The 26,991-nt window shown below is 44.9% G+C and carries 24 protein-coding genes, 1 other RNA gene and 1 other annotated feature; of the genes, 4 read left to right on the plus strand and 21 right to left on the minus strand.

Features of this window, described 5'->3' with window-relative positions; all coding sequences use genetic code 11:
• Nucleotides 1–3: 3 nt before the first annotated feature.
• From NSQ83_RS14000 to cymR, 6 genes are all read right to left on the minus strand, one after another.
• The gene (locus NSQ83_RS14000; protein ID WP_119899626.1) at nt 4–528 is read right to left on the minus strand and encodes a PRC-barrel domain-containing protein; all 525 of its coding nucleotides are present in this window, start codon (nt 526–528) and stop codon (nt 4–6) included.
• 56 nt (nt 529–584) lie between these two features.
• On the minus strand, nt 585–2,981 hold the full coding sequence (locus NSQ83_RS14005; protein ID WP_198878595.1) for an ATP-dependent RecD-like DNA helicase: 2,397 nt from the start codon (nt 2,979–2,981) through the stop codon (nt 585–587).
• A gap of 24 nt (nt 2,982–3,005) precedes the next feature.
• Complete coding sequence (locus NSQ83_RS14010; RefSeq protein ID WP_206697897.1) at nt 3,006–3,626, minus strand: tetratricopeptide repeat protein; 621 nt, start codon at nt 3,624–3,626, stop codon at nt 3,006–3,008.
• An 85-nt stretch (nt 3,627–3,711) separates the two neighbouring features.
• Complete coding sequence (gene mnmA / locus NSQ83_RS14015) at nt 3,712–4,827, minus strand: tRNA 2-thiouridine(34) synthase MnmA (RefSeq protein ID WP_004398509.1); 1,116 nt, start codon at nt 4,825–4,827, stop codon at nt 3,712–3,714.
• 27 nt (nt 4,828–4,854) lie between these two features.
• Nucleotides 4,855–5,997: a cysteine desulfurase family protein gene (locus NSQ83_RS14020; protein WP_003229769.1), complete on the minus strand. Its 1,143-nt coding sequence runs from the start codon at nt 5,995–5,997 to the stop codon at nt 4,855–4,857.
• A gap of 18 nt (nt 5,998–6,015) precedes the next feature.
• Complete coding sequence (cymR, locus tag NSQ83_RS14025) at nt 6,016–6,432, minus strand: cysteine metabolism transcriptional regulator CymR (protein ID WP_003225879.1); 417 nt, start codon at nt 6,430–6,432, stop codon at nt 6,016–6,018.
• Between the two features lie 202 nt (nt 6,433–6,634).
• Here cymR and NSQ83_RS14030 point away from each other — a divergent pair, with 202 nt between their 5' ends.
• Nucleotides 6,635–7,900, plus strand: coding sequence for a replication-associated recombination protein A (locus tag NSQ83_RS14030; RefSeq protein WP_015714437.1), 1,266 nt, complete (start codon nt 6,635–6,637; stop codon nt 7,898–7,900).
• 39 nt (nt 7,901–7,939) lie between these two features.
• Here NSQ83_RS14030 and NSQ83_RS14035 read toward each other — a convergent pair whose 3' ends face one another.
• The 5 genes from NSQ83_RS14035 to NSQ83_RS14055 all read right to left on the minus strand — a co-directional run bounded on the left by NSQ83_RS14035 (nt 7,940) and on the right by NSQ83_RS14055 (nt 12,658).
• Nucleotides 7,940–8,704, minus strand: coding sequence for a tRNA threonylcarbamoyladenosine dehydratase (locus tag NSQ83_RS14035; RefSeq protein ID WP_003229763.1), 765 nt, complete (start codon nt 8,702–8,704; stop codon nt 7,940–7,942).
• An 82-nt stretch (nt 8,705–8,786) separates the two neighbouring features.
• A non-coding RNA gene (gene ssrS, locus NSQ83_RS14040) (6S RNA) lies at nt 8,787–8,979 on the minus strand.
• Between the two features lie 60 nt (nt 8,980–9,039).
• Nucleotides 9,040–10,818 carry an aspartate--tRNA ligase gene (aspS, locus tag NSQ83_RS14045; protein ID WP_198878594.1) on the minus strand — a complete coding sequence of 593 codons (1,779 nt, stop codon included), beginning with the start codon at nt 10,816–10,818 and terminating at the stop codon, nt 9,040–9,042.
• 13 nt (nt 10,819–10,831) lie between these two features.
• A complete protein-coding gene (gene hisS, locus NSQ83_RS14050) occupies nt 10,832–12,106 on the minus strand; it encodes a histidine--tRNA ligase (RefSeq protein WP_015251569.1) in 1,275 nt (424 codons plus the stop codon).
• Between the two features lie 89 nt (nt 12,107–12,195).
• Nucleotides 12,196–12,428 (minus strand) — a binding site (T-box leader).
• Between the two features lie 59 nt (nt 12,429–12,487).
• Complete coding sequence (locus NSQ83_RS14055; protein ID WP_004399157.1) at nt 12,488–12,658, minus strand: YrzK family protein; 171 nt, start codon at nt 12,656–12,658, stop codon at nt 12,488–12,490.
• 132 nt (nt 12,659–12,790) lie between these two features.
• On the opposite strand from NSQ83_RS14055, the gene NSQ83_RS14060 reads away from it, so the two are divergent.
• The gene (locus NSQ83_RS14060; protein ID WP_004399040.1) at nt 12,791–14,347 is read left to right on the plus strand and encodes an SH3 domain-containing protein; all 1,557 of its coding nucleotides are present in this window, start codon (nt 12,791–12,793) and stop codon (nt 14,345–14,347) included.
• A gap of 26 nt (nt 14,348–14,373) precedes the next feature.
• On the opposite strand, the gene dtd is transcribed toward NSQ83_RS14060, so the two are convergent.
• The 8 genes from dtd to comN form a co-directional block, all read right to left on the minus strand.
• Nucleotides 14,374–14,814 carry a D-aminoacyl-tRNA deacylase gene (dtd, locus tag NSQ83_RS14065; protein WP_004398689.1) on the minus strand — a complete coding sequence of 147 codons (441 nt, stop codon included), beginning with the start codon at nt 14,812–14,814 and terminating at the stop codon, nt 14,374–14,376.
• A 12-nt stretch (nt 14,815–14,826) separates the two neighbouring features.
• A complete protein-coding gene (gene relA, locus NSQ83_RS14070; protein ID WP_003229747.1) occupies nt 14,827–17,031 on the minus strand; it encodes a GTP diphosphokinase in 2,205 nt (734 codons plus the stop codon).
• Nucleotides 17,032–17,198: 167 nt separating this feature from the next.
• The gene (locus tag NSQ83_RS14075) at nt 17,199–17,711 is read right to left on the minus strand and encodes an adenine phosphoribosyltransferase (RefSeq protein WP_003229745.1); all 513 of its coding nucleotides are present in this window, start codon (nt 17,709–17,711) and stop codon (nt 17,199–17,201) included.
• 5 nt (nt 17,712–17,716) lie between these two features.
• Nucleotides 17,717–20,077, minus strand: a complete 2,361-nt coding sequence (gene recJ, locus NSQ83_RS14080) for a single-stranded-DNA-specific exonuclease RecJ (RefSeq protein ID WP_198878593.1) — start codon at nt 20,075–20,077, stop codon at nt 17,717–17,719.
• Nucleotides 20,078–20,143: 66 nt separating this feature from the next.
• Nucleotides 20,144–20,467, minus strand: coding sequence for a lipopolysaccharide assembly LapA domain-containing protein (locus tag NSQ83_RS14085; RefSeq protein ID WP_003229740.1), 324 nt, complete (start codon nt 20,465–20,467; stop codon nt 20,144–20,146).
• 75 nt (nt 20,468–20,542) lie between these two features.
• Nucleotides 20,543–21,040: a cation:proton antiporter regulatory subunit gene (locus NSQ83_RS14090; RefSeq protein WP_003229739.1), complete on the minus strand. Its 498-nt coding sequence runs from the start codon at nt 21,038–21,040 to the stop codon at nt 20,543–20,545.
• A gap of 157 nt (nt 21,041–21,197) precedes the next feature.
• Nucleotides 21,198–23,411, minus strand: a complete 2,214-nt coding sequence (gene secDF / locus NSQ83_RS14095; protein WP_015251564.1) for a protein translocase subunit SecDF — start codon at nt 23,409–23,411, stop codon at nt 21,198–21,200.
• 38 nt (nt 23,412–23,449) lie between these two features.
• Nucleotides 23,450–23,746 (minus strand): post-transcriptional regulator ComN, encoded by a 297-nt coding sequence (gene comN / locus NSQ83_RS14100; protein ID WP_004398498.1) that lies wholly within the window; start codon nt 23,744–23,746, stop codon nt 23,450–23,452.
• Nucleotides 23,747–23,861: 115 nt separating this feature from the next.
• Here comN and spoVB point away from each other — a divergent pair, with 115 nt between their 5' ends.
• Nucleotides 23,862–25,418 carry a stage V sporulation protein B gene (gene spoVB, locus NSQ83_RS14105; RefSeq protein ID WP_106073628.1) on the plus strand — a complete coding sequence of 519 codons (1,557 nt, stop codon included), beginning with the start codon at nt 23,862–23,864 and terminating at the stop codon, nt 25,416–25,418.
• 3 nt (nt 25,419–25,421) lie between these two features.
• On the opposite strand, the gene NSQ83_RS14110 is transcribed toward spoVB, so the two are convergent.
• Complete coding sequence (locus tag NSQ83_RS14110) at nt 25,422–26,078, minus strand: DUF421 domain-containing protein (protein ID WP_106073629.1); 657 nt, start codon at nt 26,076–26,078, stop codon at nt 25,422–25,424.
• A gap of 197 nt (nt 26,079–26,275) precedes the next feature.
• Here NSQ83_RS14110 and NSQ83_RS14115 point away from each other — a divergent pair, with 197 nt between their 5' ends.
• Complete coding sequence (locus NSQ83_RS14115; RefSeq protein WP_014477528.1) at nt 26,276–26,665, plus strand: TIGR04086 family membrane protein; 390 nt, start codon at nt 26,276–26,278, stop codon at nt 26,663–26,665.
• A 56-nt stretch (nt 26,666–26,721) separates the two neighbouring features.
• On the opposite strand, the gene yajC is transcribed toward NSQ83_RS14115, so the two are convergent.
• Nucleotides 26,722–26,988, minus strand: coding sequence for a preprotein translocase subunit YajC (yajC, locus tag NSQ83_RS14120; RefSeq protein ID WP_004398708.1), 267 nt, complete (start codon nt 26,986–26,988; stop codon nt 26,722–26,724).
• Nucleotides 26,989–26,991 lie beyond the last annotated feature (3 nt).

A 26,991-nucleotide genomic window follows, 5' to 3' on the forward strand; every position in this document is an offset into this window, starting at 1 on the left:
CCTCTATCCGTTCAGAACGATCTCGTCTTTCCGCACCTCGACAAGCGAATCCGCTCTTTGGATCTGGCGCTTGCTTCCCGCCAGGTCAGAAAAGAAACCGTCCGAGAGTTCATATGCTACGATTATGCCCCTGTCCAAACAAAAGTATACATCTTCCAGCATCCCCAATATATCGCCCTCTTGCGATTTCACAAGCTTCATCTTCATCTGCTCGTATGTGAAGCATGATTTCGGAAGAGGCAAAAGCTGTTCTGAACTGACCGTAGCCAATATGCGGTCATCAAGAATGGAAGAGATATCACACGCCCGTAATAGCGCATGATGATGATGCAAAAAGCGTTTTTGTGCAAGAATAAACCCAAGACAATCTCCTTTCAGAGAAAAACAAATATCGGAAATTGCCCCGAGATAACAAGAAGTTCGTTCTGAGTATACTGGGAATCCTTCTACTTCATGGCATGTTCTCAAAGTGTGATCAACCACCTTTTGTTGAACAGGCTTAGGTTTTGCTTTGCGCCTTAGACTCATACGATGAAATCAATTCCACTGCAAATGAAAAAAACTCCCGCTTTCACGGGAGCATTTTATTGCTGTTCTTCTTTCATAAAATCGAATGGTGTAATGCCTTCCATGCCAATGTTGGCGTCGTGTACGCTGAACGGGAGCTCTTTTTGCAAAGCTTCAAGCTCGGCATCCATTTCCTCAACCTGTACGGACAGCCTGTTTTTTAAGGAGGTCTGTCTGACAGTTGCATCATTATTTTTCACGCCCCACTCCAGCGCCTCCTCTTCCCCGCATAAAATGAGAAATTTCTTCGCTCTTGTAATCGCGGTATAAAGAAGGTTTCTTCTGAGCATTCTATAATAGCCTTTCACAACAGGCAAAACCACAATCGGAAATTCACTTCCCTGCGATTTATGAATAGAACAGCAATACGCATGGGTAAATTGATTAAAATCTTTTTTCGTAAATGTCATTTCATTGCCTTCAAAAGAAACGACGGCCATGTCTTCTTTTTCTGTATTTTCCTTTGCATAAAATATCGACGTGATTTCGCCAATATCTCCGTTGAACACATTGTTTTCCGGCTGATTGACAAGCTGCAAAATTTTATCTCCGGTTCTGTAGACAACATCCCCGAACTTCAATTCTCTCCGTTTTTCTTTAGGAGGATTTAAAATGTCCTGCAGCATCACATTCAATTCATTAATGCCGGCTTTTCCTCTGTACATCGGAGCGAGGACCTGAATGTCCTTTGCTGTATAGCCTTTTTTCAATGCATTGGCGACAACCTTCTCAACTACTTCTTTGATTTGCGACCCGCCGCAGCGAATAAAGGAACGGTCCTTTGTCGGGGCAGTCAAATTGTTCGGCAGCAATCCATTTTTCATCTGGTGGGCAAGCTCGACGATTGATGACCCTTCTGCCTGGCGATAGATGTCTGTCAGTCTCACAGTCGGAATCACCTGGGATGCCAGCAGGTCTCTGAGCACTTGTCCCGGACCGACGGAAGGCAGCTGGTCTTCGTCTCCGACAATGATGATTTGTATATGATCAGGGATCGCCTTGAACAAATGATTCGCCAGCCATATATCAAGCATACTGGCTTCATCGATAATTAACAGCTTCCCTTCGATCGGCTGATCCTCTGTATGAGTAAAGCCTTCAGCGCCGTTCCAGCCAAGCAGCCTGTGTATCGTAACTGCAGGGAGTCCCGTTGATTCACTCATCCGTTTTGCTGCTCTCCCTGTCGGAGCGGCCAAAACAATCGGAAAAGCTTCATCCTTTTTATAAGCTGACGGGTCTAGTGACACACCGTGAAGCTCTCCGTAGAGCTCGACAATCCCTCTGATTACCGTCGTTTTTCCTGTTCCCGGGCCGCCTGTTAAAAGAAGCATCGGCGAGGAAAGGGCTTTTTGAATCGCTTCCTTCTGGCTGGGGGCATACTGAACGTTCATCCGTTCTTCCAGTTCTCCCAACGCGAGCAAAAACTCTGATTCGGGAAACTGGTTCTCATATTCGGTTTGGCTAGCGATATGTTTCACACGCTTTGCAACGTTTTGTTCTGCGTAAAACAGCGACGGAAAATAACAGCGGCCATCTTCAATGACAATGTCTTTATTTTCGCCAAGGGCAATAATCGCGTTAGCGGCATCCATTTCTGTGATGCGCTGCCCTTCCCTTGCTGACTGATTTAACAGAGATTGGGTGTCAATGATCAGCTGTTCCGTTTCTATGTACGTGTGCCCCTCTGACAGACAAGTCGTTTCAAGCGTGTACAAAATAGCAGCTTTTACCCGCTCAGGATGATTACCCGAAAGACCCATTCTGCTGCCCAGCTCATCCGCTTTTCCAAACCCGATGCCTTCTACATCCTTCACAAGCTGATAAGGATTTTCCTGAATCTTTTCAAGCGTCTCGGATTCATAGGCTTGATAGATTTTCATAGACAGCTGCGGGCCAAAGCCAAACTGATTCAAGGAAATCATGATTTGCTCCAGTCCCTGATGCCGCTGCAATGCGCCAGCCAGCGTGTCTGCTTTCTTTTTTGAGAGTCTTGGAACATCATAAAGCACTGAAGCGTCAGCCAATATTTTATTAATGGCGCTGTCGCCCAGCTTTTTCACAATTTCTTCAGCTGTTTTTTTGCCGATCCCCTCGAATAAATCACTCGATAAATATTGAATGATGCCTTCCTTAGTCGTTGGAATCTCCTTTTTGAAATGCTCCGCCTGAAATTGGAGCCCGAATTTTGGATGGGTTACGATCTTTCCGTAAAACGTGTAGGTCTCTTCTTCTTGAAGCGCAGGGAAGTAGCCCGTCACGGATACGGCTTTATCTTCAATGGCTTCGGAGGTCTCTGTGACTTTCACTTTCAGAACCGTATATAAATTGGTGTCATTATGATAGATGACTGTGTTGACTGTCCCTTTTAAATAGGGCTCTTCCTCCAGTTTAAGCTGATCCGGATGCTGCTGCACGAGCTGTCCCTCCTCCTGTGCCTGTTATGATGGATCAATCAGTTTTTTAGCATGAAGCGCAAGCATATGATCTGGCTGGATATCAATTGCCTTGTCCAGCATTTCCAGCGCTTTTTCTCGGTTTTCTTTATAAGCATAAGCGACACCGGCATTATAAAATGCATCTGCATGCCCCGGGTCTTGCTCTGTTACAGCTGCGAATTGGCTGAGCGCTTCGTCCAGCATGCCCTCGTTGGCTAAGCACATCCCGAATTGAAAACGCGCTTCCGTATCGTTTTCATTCAGTTCGACCGCTCTTTGTAAATATGGTAGTGCAAGCTTAGGCTGTTCGAGCTTGACAAGCACCGTTCCGAGCATGTAAAACAGGTCGCCGTTTTCCATCCCCGCACGAAGCGCTTTTTCAAACATGTCTTTGGCTTCTTTGTACATTTCTTTTACAACATAGACATTTCCTGCTCCATAATAAGCAGTGGCTGCGCTACTGTCTAATTCAAGCGCTTTATCATAAAACGCAAGCGCACGTTCCAGCTCGTTTACGGATGAAAGAAGGTTGGCAAAATTGATATACGGAATCGCGTCTTCTTTATTTTCTTCAATCGCTTTTGTAAATGCCTCTGCCGCTTTCTCGTAATCGCCTTCCTGCATCGCCTCTATACCGAGTTGATTATAATCCACCGATCATCTTCCTTTCATTAAAAAACCCCAACTCAGTGTTGAGGTTTTTCATCTTTTATACGTACCACAATTTTGTTCCGTCTTTGTACACATCATCAATTGTCCCGCCGCCAAGGCATTCTTCGCCGTCATAGAAGACAACGGCTTGTCCCGGCGTTACAGCGCGGACTTGTTCATCAAAGATGACTTCCGCTTCACCCTCGCCAGTCATGCGCACCGTTACTTTATGATCTTCTTGGCGGTAACGGAATTTAGCCGTGCAGGAAATCTCTTCGCCCTTCATGATATCCGAACGTACCCAGCTGATATTTGTTGCTGTGATTTTGTCAGAATATAAAAGCGGGTTATGGAACCCTTGATCCACGTAGAGGATGTTCTTTTCAAGATCTTTGCCTACCGCAAACCACGGCTCGCCGCTTCCGCCGATGCCAAGGCCGTGACGCTGTCCGATCGTATAGTACATCAACCCGTCGTGGCGGCCTTTTACTTCGCCGTCCATCGTCATCATATCGCCCGGCTGTGCAGGGAGATATTGGCTGAGAAACGTTTTGAAGTTGCGTTCGCCGATAAAGCAGATGCCTGTACTGTCTTTTTTCGTCGCCGTTGCAAGTTCTGCTTCTTTGGCGATTTCACGCACACGGCTTTTTTGAAGTTCGCCGATCGGGAACATGACTTTGCTCAGCGTATCTTCTGTCAGCTGATTCAGGAAGTACGTTTGATCCTTGTTTTCATCAATGCCGCGCAGCATTCTGACTTTTCCGCCGCTTCTGTCTACTCTTGCATAGTGGCCAGTCGCTAAATAGTCGGCGCCAAGTGACAATGCATGCTCCAAAAAGGCTTTGAATTTAATTTCTTTGTTGCACAATACATCCGGGTTTGGTGTTCTGCCTGCTTTATATTCATCAAGGAAGTATTGAAATACCTTCTCATAATATTGCTTTTCAAAGTTTACGGCATAATACGGAATTCCGATTTGGTTGCAGACGCGGATCACATCTTCATAATCCTCTGTCGCCGTGCAAAAACCGTTTTCGTCCGTATCATCCCAGTTTTTCATAAAGATTCCGATTACATCATAGCCCTGTTCTTTTAACAGCAGGGCCGCCACAGATGAGTCTACTCCGCCGGACATGCCGACAACGACTCTTGTATCCTCCGGCCGTTTTTCCATTTCATTCACTCCAATTACTACGCCGCCTTATTGTGTCAGCCGTTTGACAACGTCGGCCACATGTTTGGCAGCAGTTTTCACTTGCTCAGCCGTATTGCCGAGGCCGAAGCTGATTCGAATAGAGGACGTCAGCCGGTCACTCTCTTCGCCGAACATAGCAGTCAGAACATGTGACGGCAGGACTGAACCGGCCGTGCACGCTGAACCGCTGGAGACAGCGACACCAGCCATATCAAGATTAACCAGCAGCGCTTCCACTGACACACCGGGGAAATAAAGATTCAGAACATGCGGCAGACTATGCTCTTTGTCCCCGTTGACCTCGAATGCCACACCTGCATCTCTAAGCGTGTCGGCAAAGATTGCTTTAAACGATTGATACTTCTCGTTTTTTTCGTCACGTTCTTCACTTGACAGCTTGATCGCTTCTTTCAGCCCGACAATGCCTGGAACATTTTCCGTTCCGGCACGGCGTTTTCTTTCTTGCTCTCCTCCGAATAAAAGCGGTGAAAGCTTCACATCTTTACTAGCATATAAAAAGCCTGTCCCTTTTGGCCCGTTGAGCTTGTGCCCGGAAACAGACAGAAGGTCAATATGGCTGTTTTTCACATCAATTGGCAGCAACCCGAATGCCTGAACAGCATCGGTATGAAAATAAGCTTTGTGTTCCTTTAACAGCTCACCGATTTCTTCGATCGGCTGCACTGTTCCAACTTCATTATTTCCATACATCACTGTCACAAGGATTGTATCATCACGCAGTGCTTCTTTCACCTGTTTTGCACTGACTCTTCCATTTTGGTCAACGTCCAGATACGTTATGTCAAATCCGTCTTCCTCAAGTTTTTCACATGTGTGAAGCACGGCGTGATGCTCAATTTTTGTTGTGATGATATGTCTGCCAAGATCTTTTCTTGCAAGTGCGGTTCCCATGATCGCCAAGTTATCAGCTTCCGTTCCCCCGCTTGTAAAAATGATCTCCTGCTCTGCCGCTCCGATTTCTGCTGCGATCTGCGCTCTTGCTTCATCCACCCATTTTCGAGATTCTCTGCCAAATGAATGAATACTGGAGGGATTACCGAAACTGCCGGAGAAGTGCGGTATCATTTTTTCCAGCACGCGCTCATCCATCGGAGACGTTGCGGCATGATCTAAATAAATCCGTTCCATTATGTTTACACCTCTGATCTAAATATAGAACATATAAGCTTCTTGCTCTCCGTCTGTATAGCTGGCAAGATCCTCTAATGTTGTACTGTCTAAAACCTCTTTTACAGCATCCCGGATGCGAATCCAGAGCTCACGCTTGGCAGGCTCCTCATCTTCCAGCACTTCAACAGGGCTGATCGGCCCCTCAAGCACACGGATAATATCTCCCGCAGTAATGGCATCCGGCTCACTGCCTAATACATATCCGCCATATGCGCCTCTGATGCTTTTCACTAAACCGGCATTTCTGAGCGGCGATACCAGCTGCTCCAAATAATGCTCGGACAAATTATTCGTCTGTGCGATGCTTTTTAATGAAGTCGGGCCTTCACCGTGCTTTTTTGCAAGCTCGATCATAATGGTGAGCCCGTATCTTCCCTTAGTTGATATTTTCAACATGAACACCTCTGTTATTTCATGATTTTCCACATTTATAATGGTAATTTCTATATGTTTCGTCCGTTTATTATCTTATAGACCAACTGTTATTATAACATACCTTCAGCGAATTTTCATTGAGGCAGAAGGAAAGGGGCCTTTACCCTTTTCTAATGTACGGTTTTCCGTTACCCTGTAATTAAGTAAGGAGAGATGATAGATGAAGCCATTGGCATATCGGATGCGTCCGACAAAAATAGAGGATATTATCGGCCAGCAGCATCTGGTGGCTGAAGATAAAATTATTGGCAGAATGGTCCAGGCAAAACATTTGTCATCCATGATTTTGTACGGGCCGCCCGGAATTGGAAAAACATCAATCGCAACAGCAATCGCCGGTTCAACAAGTATTGCTTTTCGAAAGCTGAATGCTGTCATTAACAATAAAAAAGATATGGAAATCGTAGCTCAGGAAGCCAAGATGTCCGGCCAAGTGATTTTGATTCTGGATGAAGTCCACAGGCTGGATAAAGGAAAACAGGATTTTCTATTACCCTATTTAGAAAACGGAATGATCATTTTGATCGGAGCAACGACGGCTAACCCGTATCATGCCATTAATCCGGCGATCAGAAGCCGGACCCAGATTTTTGAGCTTGAACCGTTAACACCTGATCTGATTAAACAGGCACTGGAACGTGCGCTCCATGATGAGCATCGGGGCCTTGGCACCTATTCTGTATCCATTGATGATCAGGCGATGGAGCATTTTGCCCACGGATGCGGAGGAGATGTCCGCTCCGCTTTAAATGCGCTTGAGCTTGCCGTGTTGTCAACGAAGGAGTCAGCAGACGGTGAAATTCACATTACATTAGAAACCGCGGAAGAATGCTTGCAGAAAAAAAGCTTTTCTCACGATAAAGATGGTGACGCGCATTATGATGTACTGTCCGCTTTTCAAAAATCGATCCGCGGCTCTGATGCCAACGCTGCTCTTCACTATTTGGCTAGATTAATTGAAGCCGGTGATCTGGAGAGCATCGCAAGACGATTGCTTGTTATCGCCTATGAAGATATCGGTTTAGCAAGCCCGCAAGCCGGTCCTAGAGTGCTGAACGCTATTCAGACCGCTGAGCGAGTCGGGTTTCCTGAAGCGCGAATCCCGCTGGCCAACGCAGTTATTGAGCTTTGCCTCTCACCGAAATCAAACTCTGCCATTCTGGCAATCGATGAGGCCCTGGCAGATATCAGAGCCGGAAAAATTGGGGATGTCCCGAAGCATTTAAAAGACGCGCATTATAAAGGAGCTCAGGAATTAGGAAGAGGAATCGACTATAAATACCCGCACAATTACGACAACGGTTGGGTCGAACAACAATACCTCCCTGATCCTCTGAAAAATAAGCAATACTATAAGCCGAAACAGACAGGAAAATTCGAATCCGCCTTAAAGCAGGTGTACGATAAATTAATGAAAAGAAAATAAAACAAAAACAGCCTTGATCATCAAGGCTGTTTTTATGCATTATTTATCCTTCACACGTTTGATTTCAATGTCTTTCAAAAGATCCATGACAACATGTCCGCCCATAATCAAACCTGCAACTGACGGCACAAAAGCATTAGAGGAAGGCGGCATTTTTGCTTTACGGATTTTCGCTTCGTCATTCCCCACTTCTTTTCTGACATCTTCCCGAATGACAATCGGGCTTTCATCAGAGAAAATCACTTGAACGCCTTTTTTGATACCCTCCTTGCGTAATTTCGTACGGACGACCTTCGCAATTGGATCAGTGTGCGTTTTTGAGATATCAGCGATTTGGAAGCGTGTCGGATCCGTTTTATTTGCAGCACCCATGCTGGAGATGAGCGGAATATCCCGTTTCAGACATTCCTTCATTAAATGAATTTTATAACAGATGGTGTCTGACGCATCAATGACATAGTCAAGATCATAGTCAAAAAACTGCTCATACGTTTCCTCCGTATAGAACATTTTTAACGCGATCACTTCACACTCCGGATTAATGTCTGCGATCCGCGCCTTCATTAAATCAACTTTCGGCTGTCCGACAGTTGAAAGTAGCGCGTGAAGCTGACGGTTTACATTTGTAATGTCCACATCATCTTTGTCGACAAGCAGAATGCGGCCGACGCCTGACCGCGCGAGCGCTTCTGCCGCGAACGATCCGACTCCGCCGACCCCAAGCACAGCAACTGTGCTGTTTTTCAGCGTTTCAAGGCCTTCTTTTCCGATAGCTAATTCATTGCGTGAAAACTGGTGTAACAAGAACCTCACTCCACATTCGTATTCTGGTTTCATCTATAAAATGGCTGATCCATGAGCAGCCGTTTTTTCTGCGCACAAAAAATAAAGTCCCAATAGTGCCGTTGCAGCTTTCCTTTGTTTTGAACCCGCTCTCAGCAGGTGGGTGCCCTCTTTTAAATCTTGTAAGTCCTCTTTACCGAATGAAAAGAGGCATGTACGCCATTTAAAAATGCGGGCTCCCAAATCAAAAAAATGTTCGGTCAAAACTAGGTGTACAACTAACACATCAGGACTTTATTTAACTTGTCAAAATCATATCACAGACGATTTTGATTTTCAAGAATCGAACTGCACATTCAGTTCTTAACTTTTTTCTTGATAGAAAGATGAAGCTCGTCAAGCTGAGCGTCGCTTACTTCTCCCGGCGCCTCTGTCATCAGGCAGCTTGCACTTGCCGTTTTCGGGAATGCAATCGTATCTCTCAGGTTCGTACGTCCAGCGAGAAGCATAACGAGACGGTCTAAGCCGAGTGCGATTCCGCCGTGCGGAGGAGCGCCGTATTCAAATGCTTCCAGCAGGAATCCAAACTGTTCAGCCGCTTCTTCTGGTGAGAAGCCGAGAAGCGCAAACATTTTTTCCTGAATATCCTTTTCGAAAATACGGATTGAACCGCCGCCAAGCTCATAGCCGTTTAAGACGAGGTCATAAGCTTGTGCTTTCATGTCTTCAGGCGCTGTTTCAATCAGCTCAAGGTCTTCGCGGACAGGCATTGTGAACGGATGGTGCGCTGCGTAAAAACGGCCTTCTTCCGGATCATGCTCTAATAGCGGCCAGTCGATGACCCATAAGAAATTGAACAATTTTTCGTCAATCAGCCCGCGTTCTTTCCCAAGCTTTAAGCGCAGGGCGCCGAGTGATGCGGCCACAACTTCGAATTGATCCGCTCCGAACAGCAGCAAATCACCTTCAGCAGCATCAAGTGCTTCAATCAGCTTAGACTGCTTTTCTTCATCAAAGAATTTAGCGATCGGGCCTTTCACTCCGTCTGCCTCAACCTTCACCCAGGCAAGCCCTTTTGCCCCGTAGTTTGCAGCAAAAGCGCCAAGAGCGTCGATGTCTTTTCTGGAGTAATCGCCGGCACCGCCTTTTACGTTGATGGCTTTGACCACGCCGCCGTTTGCTACAGCTGATGAGAACACTTTAAATTCCGTATCCTTTACAATGTCAGACACATCCGTCAAAAGCATGTCAAAACGCGTATCCGGTTTATCAGAACCGTACTTGTTCATTGCTTCGTCATACGTCATTCGAGGAAGAGGAAGCTTAAGTTCCTCACCTTTTGTTTCACGCATAACCTTTGCCATCATCTCCTCAGCCAATGACATAATGTCTTCCTGGCTCATAAAGGACATTTCAATATCAATTTGCGTAAACTCAGGCTGACGGTCCGCACGCAAGTCTTCATCGCGGAAACAGCGGGCAATTTGATAATATCGTTCAATGCCTGATACCATCAGAAGCTGTTTAAATAGCTGCGGAGACTGCGGCAGCGCGTAGAACTCACCTTCGTGCACACGGCTCGGCACCAAGTAGTCACGTGCGCCTTCAGGCGTACTTCCTGTTAAAATCGGCGTTTCAACATCAAGAAACCCATTTTCATCTAAAAAGCTGCGAACAGCTTTCGTCACGTTATGGCGCAGCTGCATCGTCTGGAACATAGCCGGTCTGCGCAAATCTAAGTAACGGTGTTTTAAACGAACGTCCTCTGACACTTCTTCAGCTTGATCAGAAATCGCAAATGGAGGTGTCTTTGCAGCATTTAATACGTTCACTCCATCAGCATGTATTTCGATCGCGCCTGTTTTCAAATTCGGATTAACTGTTCCCTCTTCACGCGCCACCACTTTTCCTTGAATATCAAGCACGTATTCATTTCTGATGCCTTCCGCAACAGCAAGCGCTTCTTTTGACACATCAGGGTTAAAAACGACTTGAACAATGCCCGTACGGTCACGCAAGTCAATAAAAATCAATCCGCCGAGGTCTCGTCTTTTTTGGACCCATCCTTTCAGCGTTACAGATTCGCCAATTGCTTTTTCAGTTATATCACCGCAATAATATGTTCTTCCAAACAATGCGTTTCACTCCTTATCCCTTTTGGTTTGCCTTCATCACATGTATAAATTCATCAAGTGCCACTTCAATCTGTTCGCCAGTCTGTGCATCCTTTACATTGATTTTGTTTTGGGCAAGCTCATCTTCACCCAAAATCGCAATAAATCTGGCATTTAAGCGATCAGCTGTTTTAAACTGGCCTTTCATTTTCTTATTTTCATAATCGATTTCACTGGAAATGCCTGCTTCTCTCAGTTTGTACACCAATGAAACAGAATAATCCTTTGCTTTTTCGCCTAGTGTGACGATATAGCAGTCGATTCCCTTATCAACAGGCAGCTCTCTTTTTTCAGCATCAATTGCGGCAAGCAAGCGTTCGATGCTCATCGCAAATCCGATGCCCGGTGCTTCAGGTCCGCCGATCTGTTCGACAAGCCCGTCGTAGCGTCCGCCGCCGGCAAGTGTCGTAATCGCGCCAAAGCCCTCCGCATTGCTCATAATTTCAAATGCGGTGTGGTTGTAATAATCCAGCCCTCTCACAAGGTTCGGATCGATTTCATACGAAATGCCAAGATCATTTAAGTATTGTTTCACTTTTTCAAAATAAGCGGCTGATTCTTCATTTAAATATGTCAAAATCGAAGGTGCCGATTTCATCAGCTCATGATCACGGTCTTTTTTGCAGTCCAAAATTCTAAGCGGGTTCGTGTGCAGCCGGGACTGGCAGTCTGAACAAAATTCTTCGATGCGAGGCTCGAAGTGTTTCACGAGCGCTTCTCTGTAGCTTTTGCGGCTATCTTGATCGCCGAGACTGTTTATGACAAGCTTAACGTTTTCTAAACCTGCTTTTTCATAAATACTCATCGCAAGCGCCATTACTTCAGCGTCGATTGCAGGGTCTTTCGAACCAATCGCTTCAATTCCAAACTGATAAAACTGGCGGTAACGGCCCGTCTGAGGACGTTCATAACGGAACATCGGCCCGACATAATAAAGCTTTGTCGGCTGTACAGGATTTGCGAACAGCTTGTTTTCATTAAAAGCGCGAACCGCAGCAGCTGTTCCCTCCGGACGAAGCGTCAGGCTTCTGCCTTTGCGGTCCTCGAAGGTATACATTTCTTTTTGTACGATATCCGTTGATTCTCCGACGCCTCTGGCAAACAGTTCTGTATGCTCAAAAATCGGTGTGCGGATTTCTTTATATTGATAAGTGCGGCAAGTGTCTCTCATAATTTGTTCAACAAACTGCCAGCGATCTGATTCTCCAGGCAGAATATCCTGTGTTCCTCTCGGAATGTTATATCCCATAGGTAGACCTCCTTATGTATTCCTTATAAAATATCCAATGATCGTTAATGATGAAAATGAAAAAAACTCCCGCCCCTACTATACATGATAGTAGGGACGAGAGTTATACCCGTGGTGCCACCCTAGTTGGAATACGTTCATATTCCCGCTCGATCCTTTAACGCAGGTTCACGTTCACTGCCTAATGGCGTTATTCACGCGTTCAGCAGGAAACCTCCGGAGTGTTGTTTCGAGAAAGACGCAATGGGATCCGCTTTCAGCCTGGGGCGGGTTCCTCTCTAATCATGCAATCTGACCTACTCTTCTCCATTATTGGTTCAAATCTTTCATCATTTGCTATGTACTCAATTTCTATTATAATAATGGGATTGGGGTTCTCTGTCAAGCTTTATTCCGGTTGTTTTTCCTCAGCGCTGCTTCTTTGGACATAAGACCAAATTCAGATGCTGTTTCCGTAAGATAACCAGTCGTATCGGGATCTGCGTGATCGCTGTAATGCAGATTCGCTTCACCGTCGTGAAATGCACGTCCCATTTTTGGATGATATTTCATGATTTGCACACCTTTTTGATTGTATTTACGCTTAGTATAAACAAATCATTTTATTTTTATTTAAAAATCAGAAAGGACTTTACGATATTAAACAAGAATGCTTTTTTAATGATCATCAGAAAGGAGGACACAATGAACAAGAAATACTTTGTCCTTATTGTATGTATTATTTTCACCTCAGCGCTATTCCCGACCTTTTCATCCGTTACAGCTGCTCAAGGAGAAGCGGTCATCGCAACAGATGAAATGAACGTCAGAAGCGGCCCAGGGCTTAGCTACGGCATTACAGCGGAAGTAAAAAAGGGAGAACGCTATCCAATTTTAAAGGAAGATGGAGACTGGGTGCAGATACAGCTTGGTTCTGGAGAAAAGGGCTGGGTAGTCTCCTGGCTTATTACAAAGGAAGACCAGGCCAGCACAAGCTCCTCAGGAAGCAGTGACACTGTGACATCAACAGACCCCGATCTGCGGATGAGAAGCGGCCCGGGCACTTCCTACGAAGTCATCGGCAAATTCCCGCAAGGCAGCCAAGCATCTGTCATTGATAAAGATTCGGGCTGGATCAAGATATCCTATCACAGTGCCACCGGATGGGTATCATCTGAATATGTCACATCAGGAGGCAGCAGTTCAGCGTCTGATGAGAGTGACCAAACCGAGGATTCCGGTGCGTCAACGACGGGCACAGTCGGTGTTTCTTCGCTAAATGTAAGAGCCTCCGCCTCACATGACGCGGCAATTATAACAAAACTTGATCGCGGAACGAAACTGACGGTTCTCAACGAGAAAAATGGCTGGGCTCACATTGAGGTGAACGGGCTAAAAGGCTGGGTTGCAAGCCATTACCTTTTGACTAGTTCTGTTCCAGCTGATGATTCAGCAAATGCCGGCAGTTCATCCTCCGCTAAAAAAGCCTATATCATGTACGGAGGAACGAATCTAAGAAGTGATGCGTCAACATCAGCTTCGATCGTTGAGCGCGCTGCCAAAGGAGATTCATACACCATTACCGGTTCAAAGGGAAGCTGGTATGAAATAAAGCTTGATAACGGGCAGACTGCTTATGTAGCCAATTGGGTGGTCCAAACGTCTAAAAGCGCAGAAGAAGCAGGTGAACCGCCAGTCTCTGATTCCCCGTCTGGAAACGGCTCTCTAAACAATAAAACGATTATTGTTGACCCGGGACATGGAGGAAAAGACAGCGGAACGATCGGGTATTCGGGGAAATTCGAGAAAAACCTGACGATCAAAACGGCAAAACTGCTCGCCAGCAAACTTAGATCGGCTGGAGCGGATGTATATGTGACACGCCAGGATGATACCTTTGTCAGCCTGCAGTCACGGGTCTCTACCTCTCACTACCGTAACGCTGACGCCTTTATCAGCATTCATTATGACAGCTATGCGGATACCTCTACAAGAGGCAGTACAGCATATTACTACAGTCCTGCCAAAGATCAGGAACTCGCATCAGATGTCCACTCAGAAGTGGTGAAGCGTTCTTCCATTCCAGACCGCGGCGTATTATTCGGAGATTATTATGTGCTCCGGGAAAACAGACAGCCCGCTATGCTGTACGAGCTGGGATATGTAAGCCATCCGCAGGAAGAAGCCATTGTACATAGCAATTCATACCAAGAAAAAGTAACAGATGGGATCGAAAGCGGATTAGAGAAATACTTCCAATAAAAAAAGCTGCCTTTTGGCAGCTTTTTTTATTTTGAATCCATAATGAGCGTGACCGGTCCGGAGTTTGTAAGCTGAACATCCATCATTGCTCCAAACGTTCCGGTCTCCACTTTGATTCCTTTTTCACGAAGCAGGTCATTCCATTTTTCATAAAGACCTAAAGCTTTATCAGGTTTGGCCGCGTTCATGTAGTTCGGCCGGCGCCCTTTTTTCGTATCTCCATAAAGCGTAAACTGTGAGACGGATAAAATCTCTCCTCCTATATCTACAAGAGACAGATTCATTTTCCCTTCACTGTCATCGAAAATACGGAGATTGACAACTTTATCGGCTAAATAAGCTGCATCATCTTCTGTATCATCGTGAGTGATGCCGACCAGCACCATAAGGCCTTGTCCAATTTGGCCGACGACCTCTTCGTCCACTGTAACGCTTGCTTCTGTTACTCGCTGAACAACTAATCTCATTTTCTAACCCCTTTAGTTCATGACGCGGCGCACAGAATAGATATCTCTAATCTGTTTAATACGCTCGACGACTTTATGCAAGTGATTGATATTCTGGATAAAAATCGCCATATGGATGGTTGCCACTTTATTGCGATCCGATTTGCCAGAGACAGATGAAATATTGGTTTTCGTTTCATTCACTGCCTGGAGTACCTCGTTCAGCAATCCACGGCGGTCATACCCAAGAATCTCTATCTCAACATTGTATTCCTTGCGCTTTTGAACTTGTGACTCATGTTCCCACTCTACCGGGATCAGCCGCTCTTGGGCTTCATTCGTTTTGACATTCGGACAGTCTTCGCGATGGACCGAAACCCCTCTGCCTTTTGTGATAAAGCCGACAATATCATCACCTGGCACAGGATTGCAGCATTTTGATAAACGGACAAGGAGGTTGTCAATGCCCTTGACACGAACGCCAGCTTCCCGTTTTCTTCCTTGCGGGTATGGCTTAGGTTCCCCAGTGACTTCCTGAACGATCTTTTCCTGTTCTTCCTGGTCGCGCTGCTTTCTCTCTTTTTCTGTTAGGCGGTTCGCCACCTGCAGAGCTGTGATGCCGTTGTAACCGACCGCCGCGTACATATCCTCTTCATTTGAGAAATTAAATTTGTCAGCAACCTTTTGAATATTCTCTGGCGTTAAAACATCCTTCAATTCAAAATCCAAGTTTTTAATTTCTTTTTCGACCAGCTCACGGCCTTTTTCGACATTTTCTTCACGCCGCTGTTTCTTAAAGAATTGACGGATTTTATGCTTCGCTTGGGATGTTTGGGCAAGCTTCACCCAATCCTGGCTCGGACCGTAGGAATGCTTAGAGGTGAGAATTTCAACGATATCACCTGTCCGAAGCTTATGGTCAAGCGTAACCATTTTTCCGTTTACTTTGGCACCGATTGTTTTATTGCCGATTTCAGAGTGAATCCGGTAAGAAAAGTCAATCGGAACAGAACCGGACGGAAGCTCGATTACATCTCCTTTTGGCGTAAAGACATACACCATGTCAGAGAACAAATCAATTTTGAGCGATTCCATAAATTCTTCTGCATCTGTCGATTCATTTTGAAATTCTAAAATTTCACGGAACCAAGAAAGCTTTTTCTCAAAGGTTGCACCTTCATTGGCTGCTTTCCCTTCTTTATAAGCCCAGTGAGCCGCAACCCCGTATTCCGCTATTTCATGCATTTCAAAGGTGCGGATCTGCACTTCAAGCGGATCGCCTTTAGGCCCAATAACCGTTGTATGAAGCGATTGATACATATTCGGCTTCGGCATTGCGATATAATCTTTGAATCTGCCTGGCATCGGTTTCCAGCATGTGTGAATGATGCCAAGCACCGCGTAGCAGTCCTTTATGCTATTCACAAGAATACGGACAGCCAACAAATCGTAAATTTCATTGAATTGCTTATTTTGCAGCACCATTTTTCGATAAATGCTGTAAATATGTTTCGGGCGTCCCGAGAAGTCAGCCTTGATATTTACTTCTTCGACACGTTTCTTCACTTCATTGACAACCTCATCGACATAAAGCTCTCGTTCTGCACGTTTCTTCTTCATGAGGTTGACAATTCTGTAATATTGCTGAGGGTTCAAATAACGGAGCGCCGTATCTTCCAATTCCCACTTAATTTTTGAAATCCCGAGACGATGCGCCAAAGGAGCAAAAATTTCCAGCGTTTCATTGGAGATTCTCCGCTGTTTTTCCTGAGGCAGATGTTTCAGTGTCCGCATATTGTGAAGACGATCCGCCAGCTTGATCAATATGACCCTGATATCTTGAGCCATAGCGACAAACATTTTGCGATGATTTTCCGCCTGCTGTTCCTCTTGAGATTTATATTTAATTTTGCCGAGTTTCGTTACGCCGTCTACAAGCATTGCCACTTCTTCGGAAAATGCTTCTTTCAGGTCATCGAGCGTCACATCTGTATCTTCCACGACATCGTGCAAAAATCCACCCGCGATTGTGGAAGGGTCCATTTCAAGATCAACGAGAATCCCCGCAACCTGAATCGGATGAATAATATATGGCTCGCCCGATTTGCGGTATTGCTCGCGATGAGCATCTTCAGCGTACAGATATGCTTTTTCGACAAATGCGATATGCTCATCAGATAGATAGCTGCGCGCTTTATCTATAACTTGCTCGGCAGTCAATACTTGTTCGTTCGCCATGGAATCACCTTTTTTAAAATGTAAACTGTATTGTAGTTTATTATCAAGAAAAAAACGAAAGATGTAAAGAGCAGAAGTTCAAATAGCCAAATATTATATAAAATAAATGCAAAACAATAGGAAAAAAGCACCCTGACATGGAGTGCTTTTTCGTTATGCGGTTATCCTTAGTATTTCATCAATGTTAAGATGTCGTAATCTTCGAGCTTATTTCTGCCGTCAAGGTAAGAAAGCTCGATTAAGAAAGCGATACCAGCAACAACGCCGCCAAGCTCTTCAACAAGTTTGATTGTCGCTTCAATTGTGCCGCCTGTCGCAAGCAGGTCATCTGTAATAAGCACACGCTGACCAGGCTTAATCGCATCTTTGTGGATCGTTAATACGTCTTTTCCGTATTCCAAGCCATAATCCACTTTGATTACTTCACGAGGCAACTTGCCTTCTTTGCGGACCGGCGCAAAACCCACGCCAAGCGCGTAAGCAACGGGACAGCCGATAATAAAGCCGCGCGCTTCAGGGCCAACGACCAAATCAATTTGCTTTTCTTTCGCATATTCAACAATTTGATCTGTGGCATAGCGGTATACATCGCCTTTGTCCATCAGTGTCGTAATATCTTTAAATTGCACGCCCTCTTTCGGGTAATCCGGTACAATTGTTACGTATTGTTTTAAATCCATCTGTTTTATGTCCTCCTCGTACTTTCATAAGCCTCTGAATCTTGTTTCATCAGCTTATTCAGCCATTCCTTCAGCTCTTCAGCAGAAGAATAATTCAGCTTTTGATCCAGTTCCATCAGCTGCTGTTTCGCCTGATATGTTTGTGAGTCTGTTAAGTCGCGTTTCTTTGCTCCGCTCACAACAGACAGCACACCATTCTCTATTTTAACAAAACCGAGATCAAAAAACACCTTTGTCATGAAATTGATTGTTTCAACGGACCAGCCTTTATGTTTTGCAAGCTCTGAACCGTGTTTTTTCACGTCAAAAGCGCCTCTTTTCAGCAAGAACGCATAATACCATTTAAAGTGGTCTCTTGCGGGAAAAGTTGATAAAAAGTGGTCCTCATGATTGAGAAAAATAAAATATATCCGCTCAGGCGCCTTGCCTTCCAGCAAACGTGCGAGCATGTCCAGCGAAGGCGGCGAATCCAGTAATACAATATATGCACCATCGAGGTCAAACGCCTTTGCTTGATCTTCAGAGCTGATGACGTGCACTTCTCGGCGAAGGCCTTCAGTTTGAAGTAATGTTGATGAGTCTTCTTTGAAAGAGACAATGGCCCGTTTAGCAGATGGAAGGGCGGAAACTGTGTCTTCCCACGTCCGTTTTCCCCTTAAATCAAACAGCTGCCATTCAGAAACAGCGGCATCCTTTATCATAAGCTGCGGCTTTTTTCGATTGTTCCATTCGTTGATTGACATCTCACCGACAATGGAAATTCTTGAACCCGGTACGATGCCTTCTTCAAGCTCGCCTTTATTAAAACCGACGCAATCAAGCTGGGACGACTCGTTTCTGATCGTCATTTTGACATGAGTTTTATTTGCCCCTATCTTGCGGACATCTTCCAGTACTGCGTTTTCTACGAGAACGTGCGGTTTCGGGTTCAGCATGCCAAAAGGAGACAGCATGTTCATTTCTGCGATGCTTTCAACTGTAATGTCTTCGACGCCGCAGACAAGGTCGACTTCCTGTACGGGAATAAAATCCTCTTCCGTAAGCGTATTGTCCGCTATTTCATTCAGCCTGCTTCGCAAATCCGGCACATCTTCGGCTTTCAGCGTCATCCCCGCAGCCATTGGATGGCCGCCGAAATGAGGAAGAATATCTCTGCATTCAGAAAGGCTCTCAAATAAATTAAATCCTCTGATGCTTCGGGCCGAACCTTTAGCGATTCCCTTTTCTTCATCAATGCCAAGAACAATGGCCGGTCGGTAGAAACGGTCCACAAGCTTTGAAGCCACAATCCCGACGACTCCCGGGTTCCATCCGGCTTTGGCCACGACAATTGCAGTTTGATCGAGCCCTTGCTGTTCAACCATTTCAATCGCTTCATCCGTCATTTTGCTGACCATTTTTTGGCGCTCTTTGTTCAGCTGGTCAATTTCTGCGGCAAGCTCTTCCGCTTCAAACGAATCCTCTGACATAAGCAAATGAACAGCGGGATCCGCCTGTTCGATTCTTCCAACGGCATTCAGCCTTGGTGCGAGCTGAAATCCGACAGTTTCTTCGTTCGCTTCTCCGATGTCTCCGCCTGACAGCTTAATCAGCTCTTTTAAGCCGAGCCGATTTGTCCGTCGAAGCCTTTCCAGTCCTAGTGTTGCAATTAATCTGTTTTCGTCATGCAGCGGGACTAGATCGGCAATGGTGCCGATAGCCGCCAGGTCAAGCAGTTCATCAGGAAGTTCACCCAATAAAGCGTGGGCAAGCTTAAACGCGACTCCAACCCCGGCAAGCTCTTTAAACGGGTAAGTGCAGCCCGGCTGCTTCGGGTGGACGATCGCATGGACATTCGGAAGCTCCGGTCCCGGTTCATGATGATCGGTAATGATGACATCCAGTCCGAGTTCCTTTGCCACCTTCGCTTCATGCACAGCGGCAATTCCTGTATCAACCGTAATGATCAAAGAGAAGCCCCGTTCTTTAATCGAACGAAACGCCTGTTCATTAGGTCCATATCCTTCTTTAAAACGGTCAGGTATATAAAAATCAACTTGAGCCGACAGTTTTTGCAGCGTGTGAAGCATCACTGACGTACTTGTAACCCCATCGGCGTCATAATCGCCATATATCATAATCTTTTCTTGTTGTGAAATCGCCTGTTTTATTCGATCTGCCGCTTCTTTCATGCCTTTCATTTCAAAAGGATCATAAAAATCGGCATCCTTTGTATGTAAAAACAGCCTAGCGCTTTCTGCCGTATCAAAGCCTCTTTTTACAAGCAGGGACGCAACAAGAGGTGTTATATGCAATTGTTCTGTGAGTGATTTGACCTTATCCTGATCTGGTCGCTGGATTTCCCATCGCATTTTTGACGCTAACATAAATTCACCCCTCAACCACCCTATTATACTAGAGCAGGCTGAGGGGTTTCAAATAATATTCGAAAACTAGTCTTTTTTCTCAATCATGGCTGATGCATCCTGTGTGTCAGTCTGATCAGCAAGATGAGTATCCTCTTGTTTATGTATTGCTGTTCTATTTTCTTTCCGCAAGGTTTTTATTTCCCGCTTCAATTTCATTACCTGAAAAATGCCGACAGAAAATACGATCAGCGCTCCCATTAAAACTGAGCCCAAAATAACAAGAATGAGCGGCCATTCTGATCTTCCAAACAGGTAATCAACTTCTACGGATCGAACATTAATGACTGCGAAAATAGCGACAATTAAGGTGAAAATAAGTGCGAAAATAATGGTCCATTGTTTATTCATTCTCTTTTCCCCCAAACTTCTTATTGAGGTAACTTTCCCCATCAAGACTGGTTTTAAACATGGCTTAACACTAGGTTAAGCCCCCTTCGCTGTTAATTTTTCCCGAATCAGCCTCTTCAGTCCGGTTCCCTCACCGGAAATCACAAGTGTATCGCCTTCGTCAATGACTGTTTCAGAGCTCGGATTCAGTTGTTTATCCTGATTCTTTTTAACAATTGCAATGACCGTCACATGATATTCCTGACCCACATTCAAATCACCAATCGTCTGATGAATGGCAGGCGCTCCCGCCTCTGCTTTACACCACTCTATAATCAAATCATCAAGGGCTGACTCGACCTGTTCTAATGCTTTCGGTTTATATGCCATTCCGCCAAGAATTGCAGACATTTGCCTTGCTTCAGCGTCATCAAACTGCACGGAGGCAACACATTCCTCATGGTCGTTTTCGTCAAAATAGTAAAGCTCTCTCCGTCCGTCATGATGAATGATAATTGAAATTTTATCACGGTTTCTAGTAATCATTTCAACTTTTTGTCCTATGCCCGGCAGCTCTGATTCGCGAACCCTCATATATAAACCCTCCTACATATCTGAAAACCAGTCATAAACACTTTTAACACCATATATATGTTTAAATGTAAGCGTATGTCATTATAGCAAATGTCTATTTTAAGTTCAATGAAACTTCAAAAAACAGGCTGCCCTGCAGAGGACAGCCTGATATTTTTTATTGCGCCGAATCTTTTTTCAGTTCTCTTCCTTTCCATGCAAGCCAAATTTGTGCGGCAATGTATAGAGAAGAATAAACGCCTGTTAACAGCCCGACCAATAAAGCAATTGAGAAGTTAGTAATAGAAGATGCTCCAAAGATCAGCAATGTCACAACAACAATCACAACGGTTAATACAGTGTTAATTGAACGTGTAAAGGTTTGCTGCAGGCTCAGGTTTACAATATGGTTCAGATCGGCAAATGTTTTCGGCTTACGCTTTTTCATATGCTCGCGGACCCTGTCAAATGTAACGATTGTATCGTTAATGGAATACCCGATTATCGTCAAGATGGCCGCGATGAACGTAACATCTACCTCAAGCCTTGTAATACTGAAGAACGTGACGATAAAGAATGCGTCATATAGCAATGAGGCGATGGCAGCAATCGCCATTTTGTATTCGAATCGGATTGAAACGTAAATAATGATGCCAATAGAAGCTATAGCAACTGCGTACAGCGCATTTCTTGCCAGCTCTTTACCGACTGTCGGTGAAACTGTGCTGACATTTGGCTCAGACCCGTATTTGTCTTTAAAATACGTTTTTACTTTTGCTATGGTTTCTTTATCTGGCACCCCGACAAAACGGGCAACACCGATATTGCTCTTTTCGCCTGACAGAACGACAGTATCAGGGTCCATACCAAGAGATTCAAAGTCCTTTTCAACTTGCTCTGTCGTCAGCTTATGGTCGCTTTGCACTTCAATCCGTGCACCGCTTGCAAAGTCAATGCCAAGATTCAGCCTGAACACAAGCAGGATAATAATCCCGGCAACCGTGACTGCACTGGAGAAAATAAAGAAGTATTTGCGTTTGCTCGTGAAATCCCATTTTTGGAATGGCGTATGCGGCTCTGTATTTTCATCCGTATCCTGAATATCCATGATATGTTTCTTATTGACACCAAACCAGCCTTTTTTCCGATCAAGCCATCTGCTTTCCACAAGGAGAGCGAGGAGAAATCTCGATAAGAAAACGGCAGTGATAAAGCTTGTCAAAATCGATAGGATCAGCATTGTCGCAAACCCTTTAACAGAGCTTGTCCCAAAGATAAAGAGCACAACCGCTGCAATAATGGTTGTAATATTCGCGTCAAAAATCGTCGCAAATGACCGTCTGTTTCCTGAACGGAAGGCAGAGCGGACTGACTTTCCTAGCTTGAGCTCTTCTTTAATCCGCTCATAGGTAATAATGTTGGCATCAACAGCCATCCCGACACCTAAAATGAGAGCGGCAATTCCCGGAAGCGTGAGTACGGCATTCATCCAGTCAAAGATCTGGAGTGTAATGTAGATATAAACAGATAGCGTAATCACCGCGATTAACCCCGGCAGACGGTAATAGAAAAGCATAAATAAGAAAATAATTGCGATACCGACAATACCGGCAAACACCGTATCATGGAGAGCCTGCTGGCCGAATTGTGCGCCTACTGATGTTGAATATTTTTCAGTCAGTTTTACAGGAAGCGCACCGGCGTTTAAAATGCTGGCTAAATCTTTCGCTTCTTGAGCTGTGAAATGACCTTCAATTTTTACATCAGTTGTATTTAGTTCCTGACTTACATTTGGAGCGGATACAAATTTAGGATGCTCTTTTTGAACTTCTTTCTTAAAGGAATCACCTTTATCATAATCCAGCCAAATGACAAGCTGGTTGTTTGGCGCCATTTTCATGACCTTCTTGGTCACTTCACCAAATTTATCAGCGTCTTTCAGCTTAATCGTGACAATTGGCTCATTTGTTGTGCTATCATAAGTTTGTTTAGCGCCGTTTTCGACTAAATCAGCACCGTTTAACAGTTCCTTATCATTTGCATCTCTGAAAGAAAGCTGCGCTTCAGTCGCCAAAATTTCACGCGCTCTGTTTTGGTTTGTCACACCTGCGAGCTGAACGCGAATCCGGTTATTCCCTTCAATTTGGATGTTCGGTTCGCTGACACCGAGAACATTGGCCCGGCGGTTCAGTGCCTCTACTGTGCTGACCAGAACGTCTTTTGTGATTTTGTCACCTTTTTTTACAGGCTGTACATCATACAGCACCTCAAATCCGCCTTGCAAATCCAATCCTAACGTAATATTGTTAGCGGCAGGCTTCGTAAAGTAGCCCAAGCCCGTGCCGATCAATAGAACGAAAAGGAAAAACGCAATCAAGCGTCCTTTTTTCATTATGTATATCCTCCCTTAAACCTGTGCGAATCAACCTGCTATCTCAGCAGTTCTTCCAATGCTTCCTGGCCCTCTTCACTGCCCAGCCAATTAGACGTTTTAAATGACTCAACGGTTGCATAGTTCATAAATTCGCCAATTTTCACTGATAAAATATCACTCGCCAGTTCATAAATGCTCAGTTCCGTTTTCTTTTTCCACTTCTTATCTGTTAAGTATGACCACAAACTTTCGAGTTCAACATCATCATACCCGAGAATCTTAAACTCTTCCAGTTTGCTGTAAAGAAACGGCCTGACGTGGTCTTTATATAGATCGGCTGGATGCTTCTCCACGAATTCCACGCTCCTTTTTTATTGTTTTTCAAGAAGACTTGTCATGCTTGGACGACATATACGCATATCTTTATTGTATATGATTCCAGGTAGTTTGAGAAGGCAGGGGGTAAAAATGGCGAAACAGACGTTTTTAAAGGGCACTCTTATCCTTATCGCAGCAGGAATGGTTACAAGAATGCTCGGGTTTGTCAACCGGGTGGTTATCGCCCGTTTTATCGGTGAAGAAGGAGTCGGGCTTTACATGATGGCAGCGCCTACCTTCTTCTTGGCCACTACATTAACTCAATTCGGTCTGCCGGTCGCGATCAGCAAGCTAGTCGCTGAAGCCAGTGCGCGCGGAGATCATCAAAAAACGAAAAATATTTTAGTCATGTCTCTGACCATTACGGGAGTGCTCAGCCTCATCTTTACACCGCTGTTTCTGTTTTTCGCCCCGGTTATGGCTGAAACGATGCTGACAGATAAGCGAACACTGTACCCGCTCTTGGCCATTACGCCGGTTGTGCCGATTATTGCTATATCGAGTGTGCTGAGGGGATACTTTCAAGGAAAACAGAATATGAACCCGCTTGCTATGTCACAAGTCCTTGAACAGGTCGTCCGCATTTCACTCGTGGCTGTCTGCACAACGATTTTTCTCCCTTACGGAATTGAATATGCTGCAGCGGGGGCAATGCTATCCTCAGTGGCAGGGGAGCTGGCATCACTTCTTTATTTATTCGTTTGCTTTAAGTATAAAAAGACAATTAAAATCAGAAAGCATTTTTTCCAGTCAATTAAAAACGGAAAACAAACCTTTACCCAATTAATGAGCGTGTCCCTTCCAACAACCGGGAGCCGCTTTATCGGAAACCTCTCTTGGTTTTTCGAGCCAATCGTCGTCGCTCAAAGCCTTGCCATCGCCGGTGTGGCAACAGTTGCCGCAACAAAGCAATACGGGGAACTGACCGGCTTTGCCATGACGCTGCTGACTCTGCCCAGCTTTATTACATATTCTTTGTCGACCGCGCTTGTTCCTGCGATCAGTGAAGGAATGGAGCAGAAAAAATTGCAGGTGGTGGAATACCGCTTGGAACAGGCGATGCGTCTCTGTCTGCTCAGCGGAGGCATTTCAGTTGTTATTTTATTTGTATTTGCGGATGAGCTGATGAGAGTGATGTACGGTTCCTCAGGCGCAGCTGTATTTATAAAAGTGATGGCCCCGTTTTTTCTGCTTTATTATTTTCAAGGCCCGCTTCAAGCTGTGCTGCAGGCGCTTAATTTGGCAGGAGCTGCGATGATGAACAGCTTAATCGGAGCGCTAGTCAAAACAGGCCTTATTTTTGTCCTTGCCACAAGGCCTTCTCTTGGCATTATGGGCGCGGCATTAGCCATTGTGACAGGCATGGTGCTCGTCACGCTATTGCACGCAGCAACCGTAAGCAAAGTGCTGCCGATCAGCATCAAAATCAAGGAGTATGCGCTCAGCTTCGCTGTTATTGTAATTTGCGGATTTATCAGCTCCGCCATCAAACAATATATAAGCTTTGGAGCATCTGAGGCTGTCAATCTAGCCGGATGGATTGCGGTGAGCGCCGCCATTTATATAATCCTCCTGCTCGTTTTCCGTTTAATTAAAAAAGATGAGCTTCGCCGCATTCCCATTATCGGACGTCTGATCATCCGATAATAGTCACGTGCGGTGCCCATCTTTTTCATCAATAAATAATTCTCCGTCTGTAAACGAGCAAAATGAAATATCTGAAGGGTTTGTGTATCCGTGTTTTTGCAAACTTTCGAGCAGCCATTTTTTATCTTTACTGATTCTGGACAGGTTTTCTGTTTGAATGAAGCCGTCTATAATGAGCGGCATTTCGAGCTGCCGATGCTCTCCGCTATTTTCTTTCTTTACAATAGTCAGTTTGCCCGACGGCTCTAATATGGCAAATGATACGTCAGCTACTCTGTCGACGCTATTTTCTCTGAGCTGAACCATTAAATCATCAAAATTATAACGCTGTGATTTCATGGCTTCTTCGTCAATTTTTCCATATTTGATAATTATGGTCGGCTTACCGTCAAGAAGCTGGCGGACTTTTCGGTTTTTTAAAGAAAAGTATGCCAAAGTCACTTGAATGATCATTAATACAAGCATTGGCAAAATGGTATGAAATAGATGATCGTCTACGTTTTCTATGGCTAAAACGGCAATTTCAGCCATCATGATAAAGACAACGAGATCTAAAATACTAAGCTCTCCGATCTCCCGTTTGCCCATGAAACGAAAAATGACCAATATCACAAAATACAATACGACTGTGCGAAACGCAATAGTGAGAAGCTCTTCCATCATGCACCTCCAACTCATTATAGGTTGCAACAAAATGATCAATTTATGTAAGAAAAACCGATTGCATTTCACAAAGCTTTTACGTCTAATTCAAGGGATAAGGGAATACATTTTTACAAAGACGAGCCATCAGCATGTCTGACGGTTTTGAACAAAAAGAACAGAAGCCTTTTAATACAGGCAGAGAGGAGACAATCATGGAGGAAACGAAACAAGTTGGAAAAGGCATTCTTTACGGCTTAATCGCCATATTTTCAGCCATGCTCCTGACAAGTTTAGCGGTTTCACTTTTATTGACCGCAACCTCGCTGGAAGAATCATCATTTAACTGGCTGATCACAGCTATCTCATTTCTCTCTTTATTTATCGGCGGGTTCATTTCAGGCGGGAAAGGCAAGGAAAGAGGCTGGATGATTGGAGCATTGACTGCCATAAGTTTTTCTCTGATTATCTTATTGTTTCAGTATTTAGGATTCGGAAAGACATTTACAGCAGAACAGCTGATCTTCCATCTGGGATTTTTAGGGGTGTGCATGCTGGGCGGGATTTTCGGCGTAAACATGAGGGGAAACAGGTCTTCCACATAAAAAAGAGCGGGCTCACTTGCCCGCTCTTTTTTGTTTGCTATGTATAGCTCCTGCTGTTATTCAGCAGCAGAAACTTCTCTGATCGCGCGGCGGTCGAACGTAAGACGTGTGTTATCACCAGTCTTAATTACGACTTTGCTTTCATCGATAGAGTCAACAGTACCGTGCAATCCCCCGATTGTCACTACTGAATCGCCTTTTTTCAGTTCCTCTTGCATTTGGCGTACAGCCTTTTGCTGCTTTTGCTGAGGACGAATCAGCAAGAAGTAAAGGACCGCAAACATTAAAATAATAGGAACCAATGTACCTAAAGTGCCAGTCATCAT

Origin of the sequence: Bacillus sp. PS217 (assembly GCF_037963535.1) — a bacterium.
Classification (GTDB): Bacteria; Bacillota; Bacilli; order Bacillales; family Bacillaceae; genus Bacillus; species Bacillus subtilis.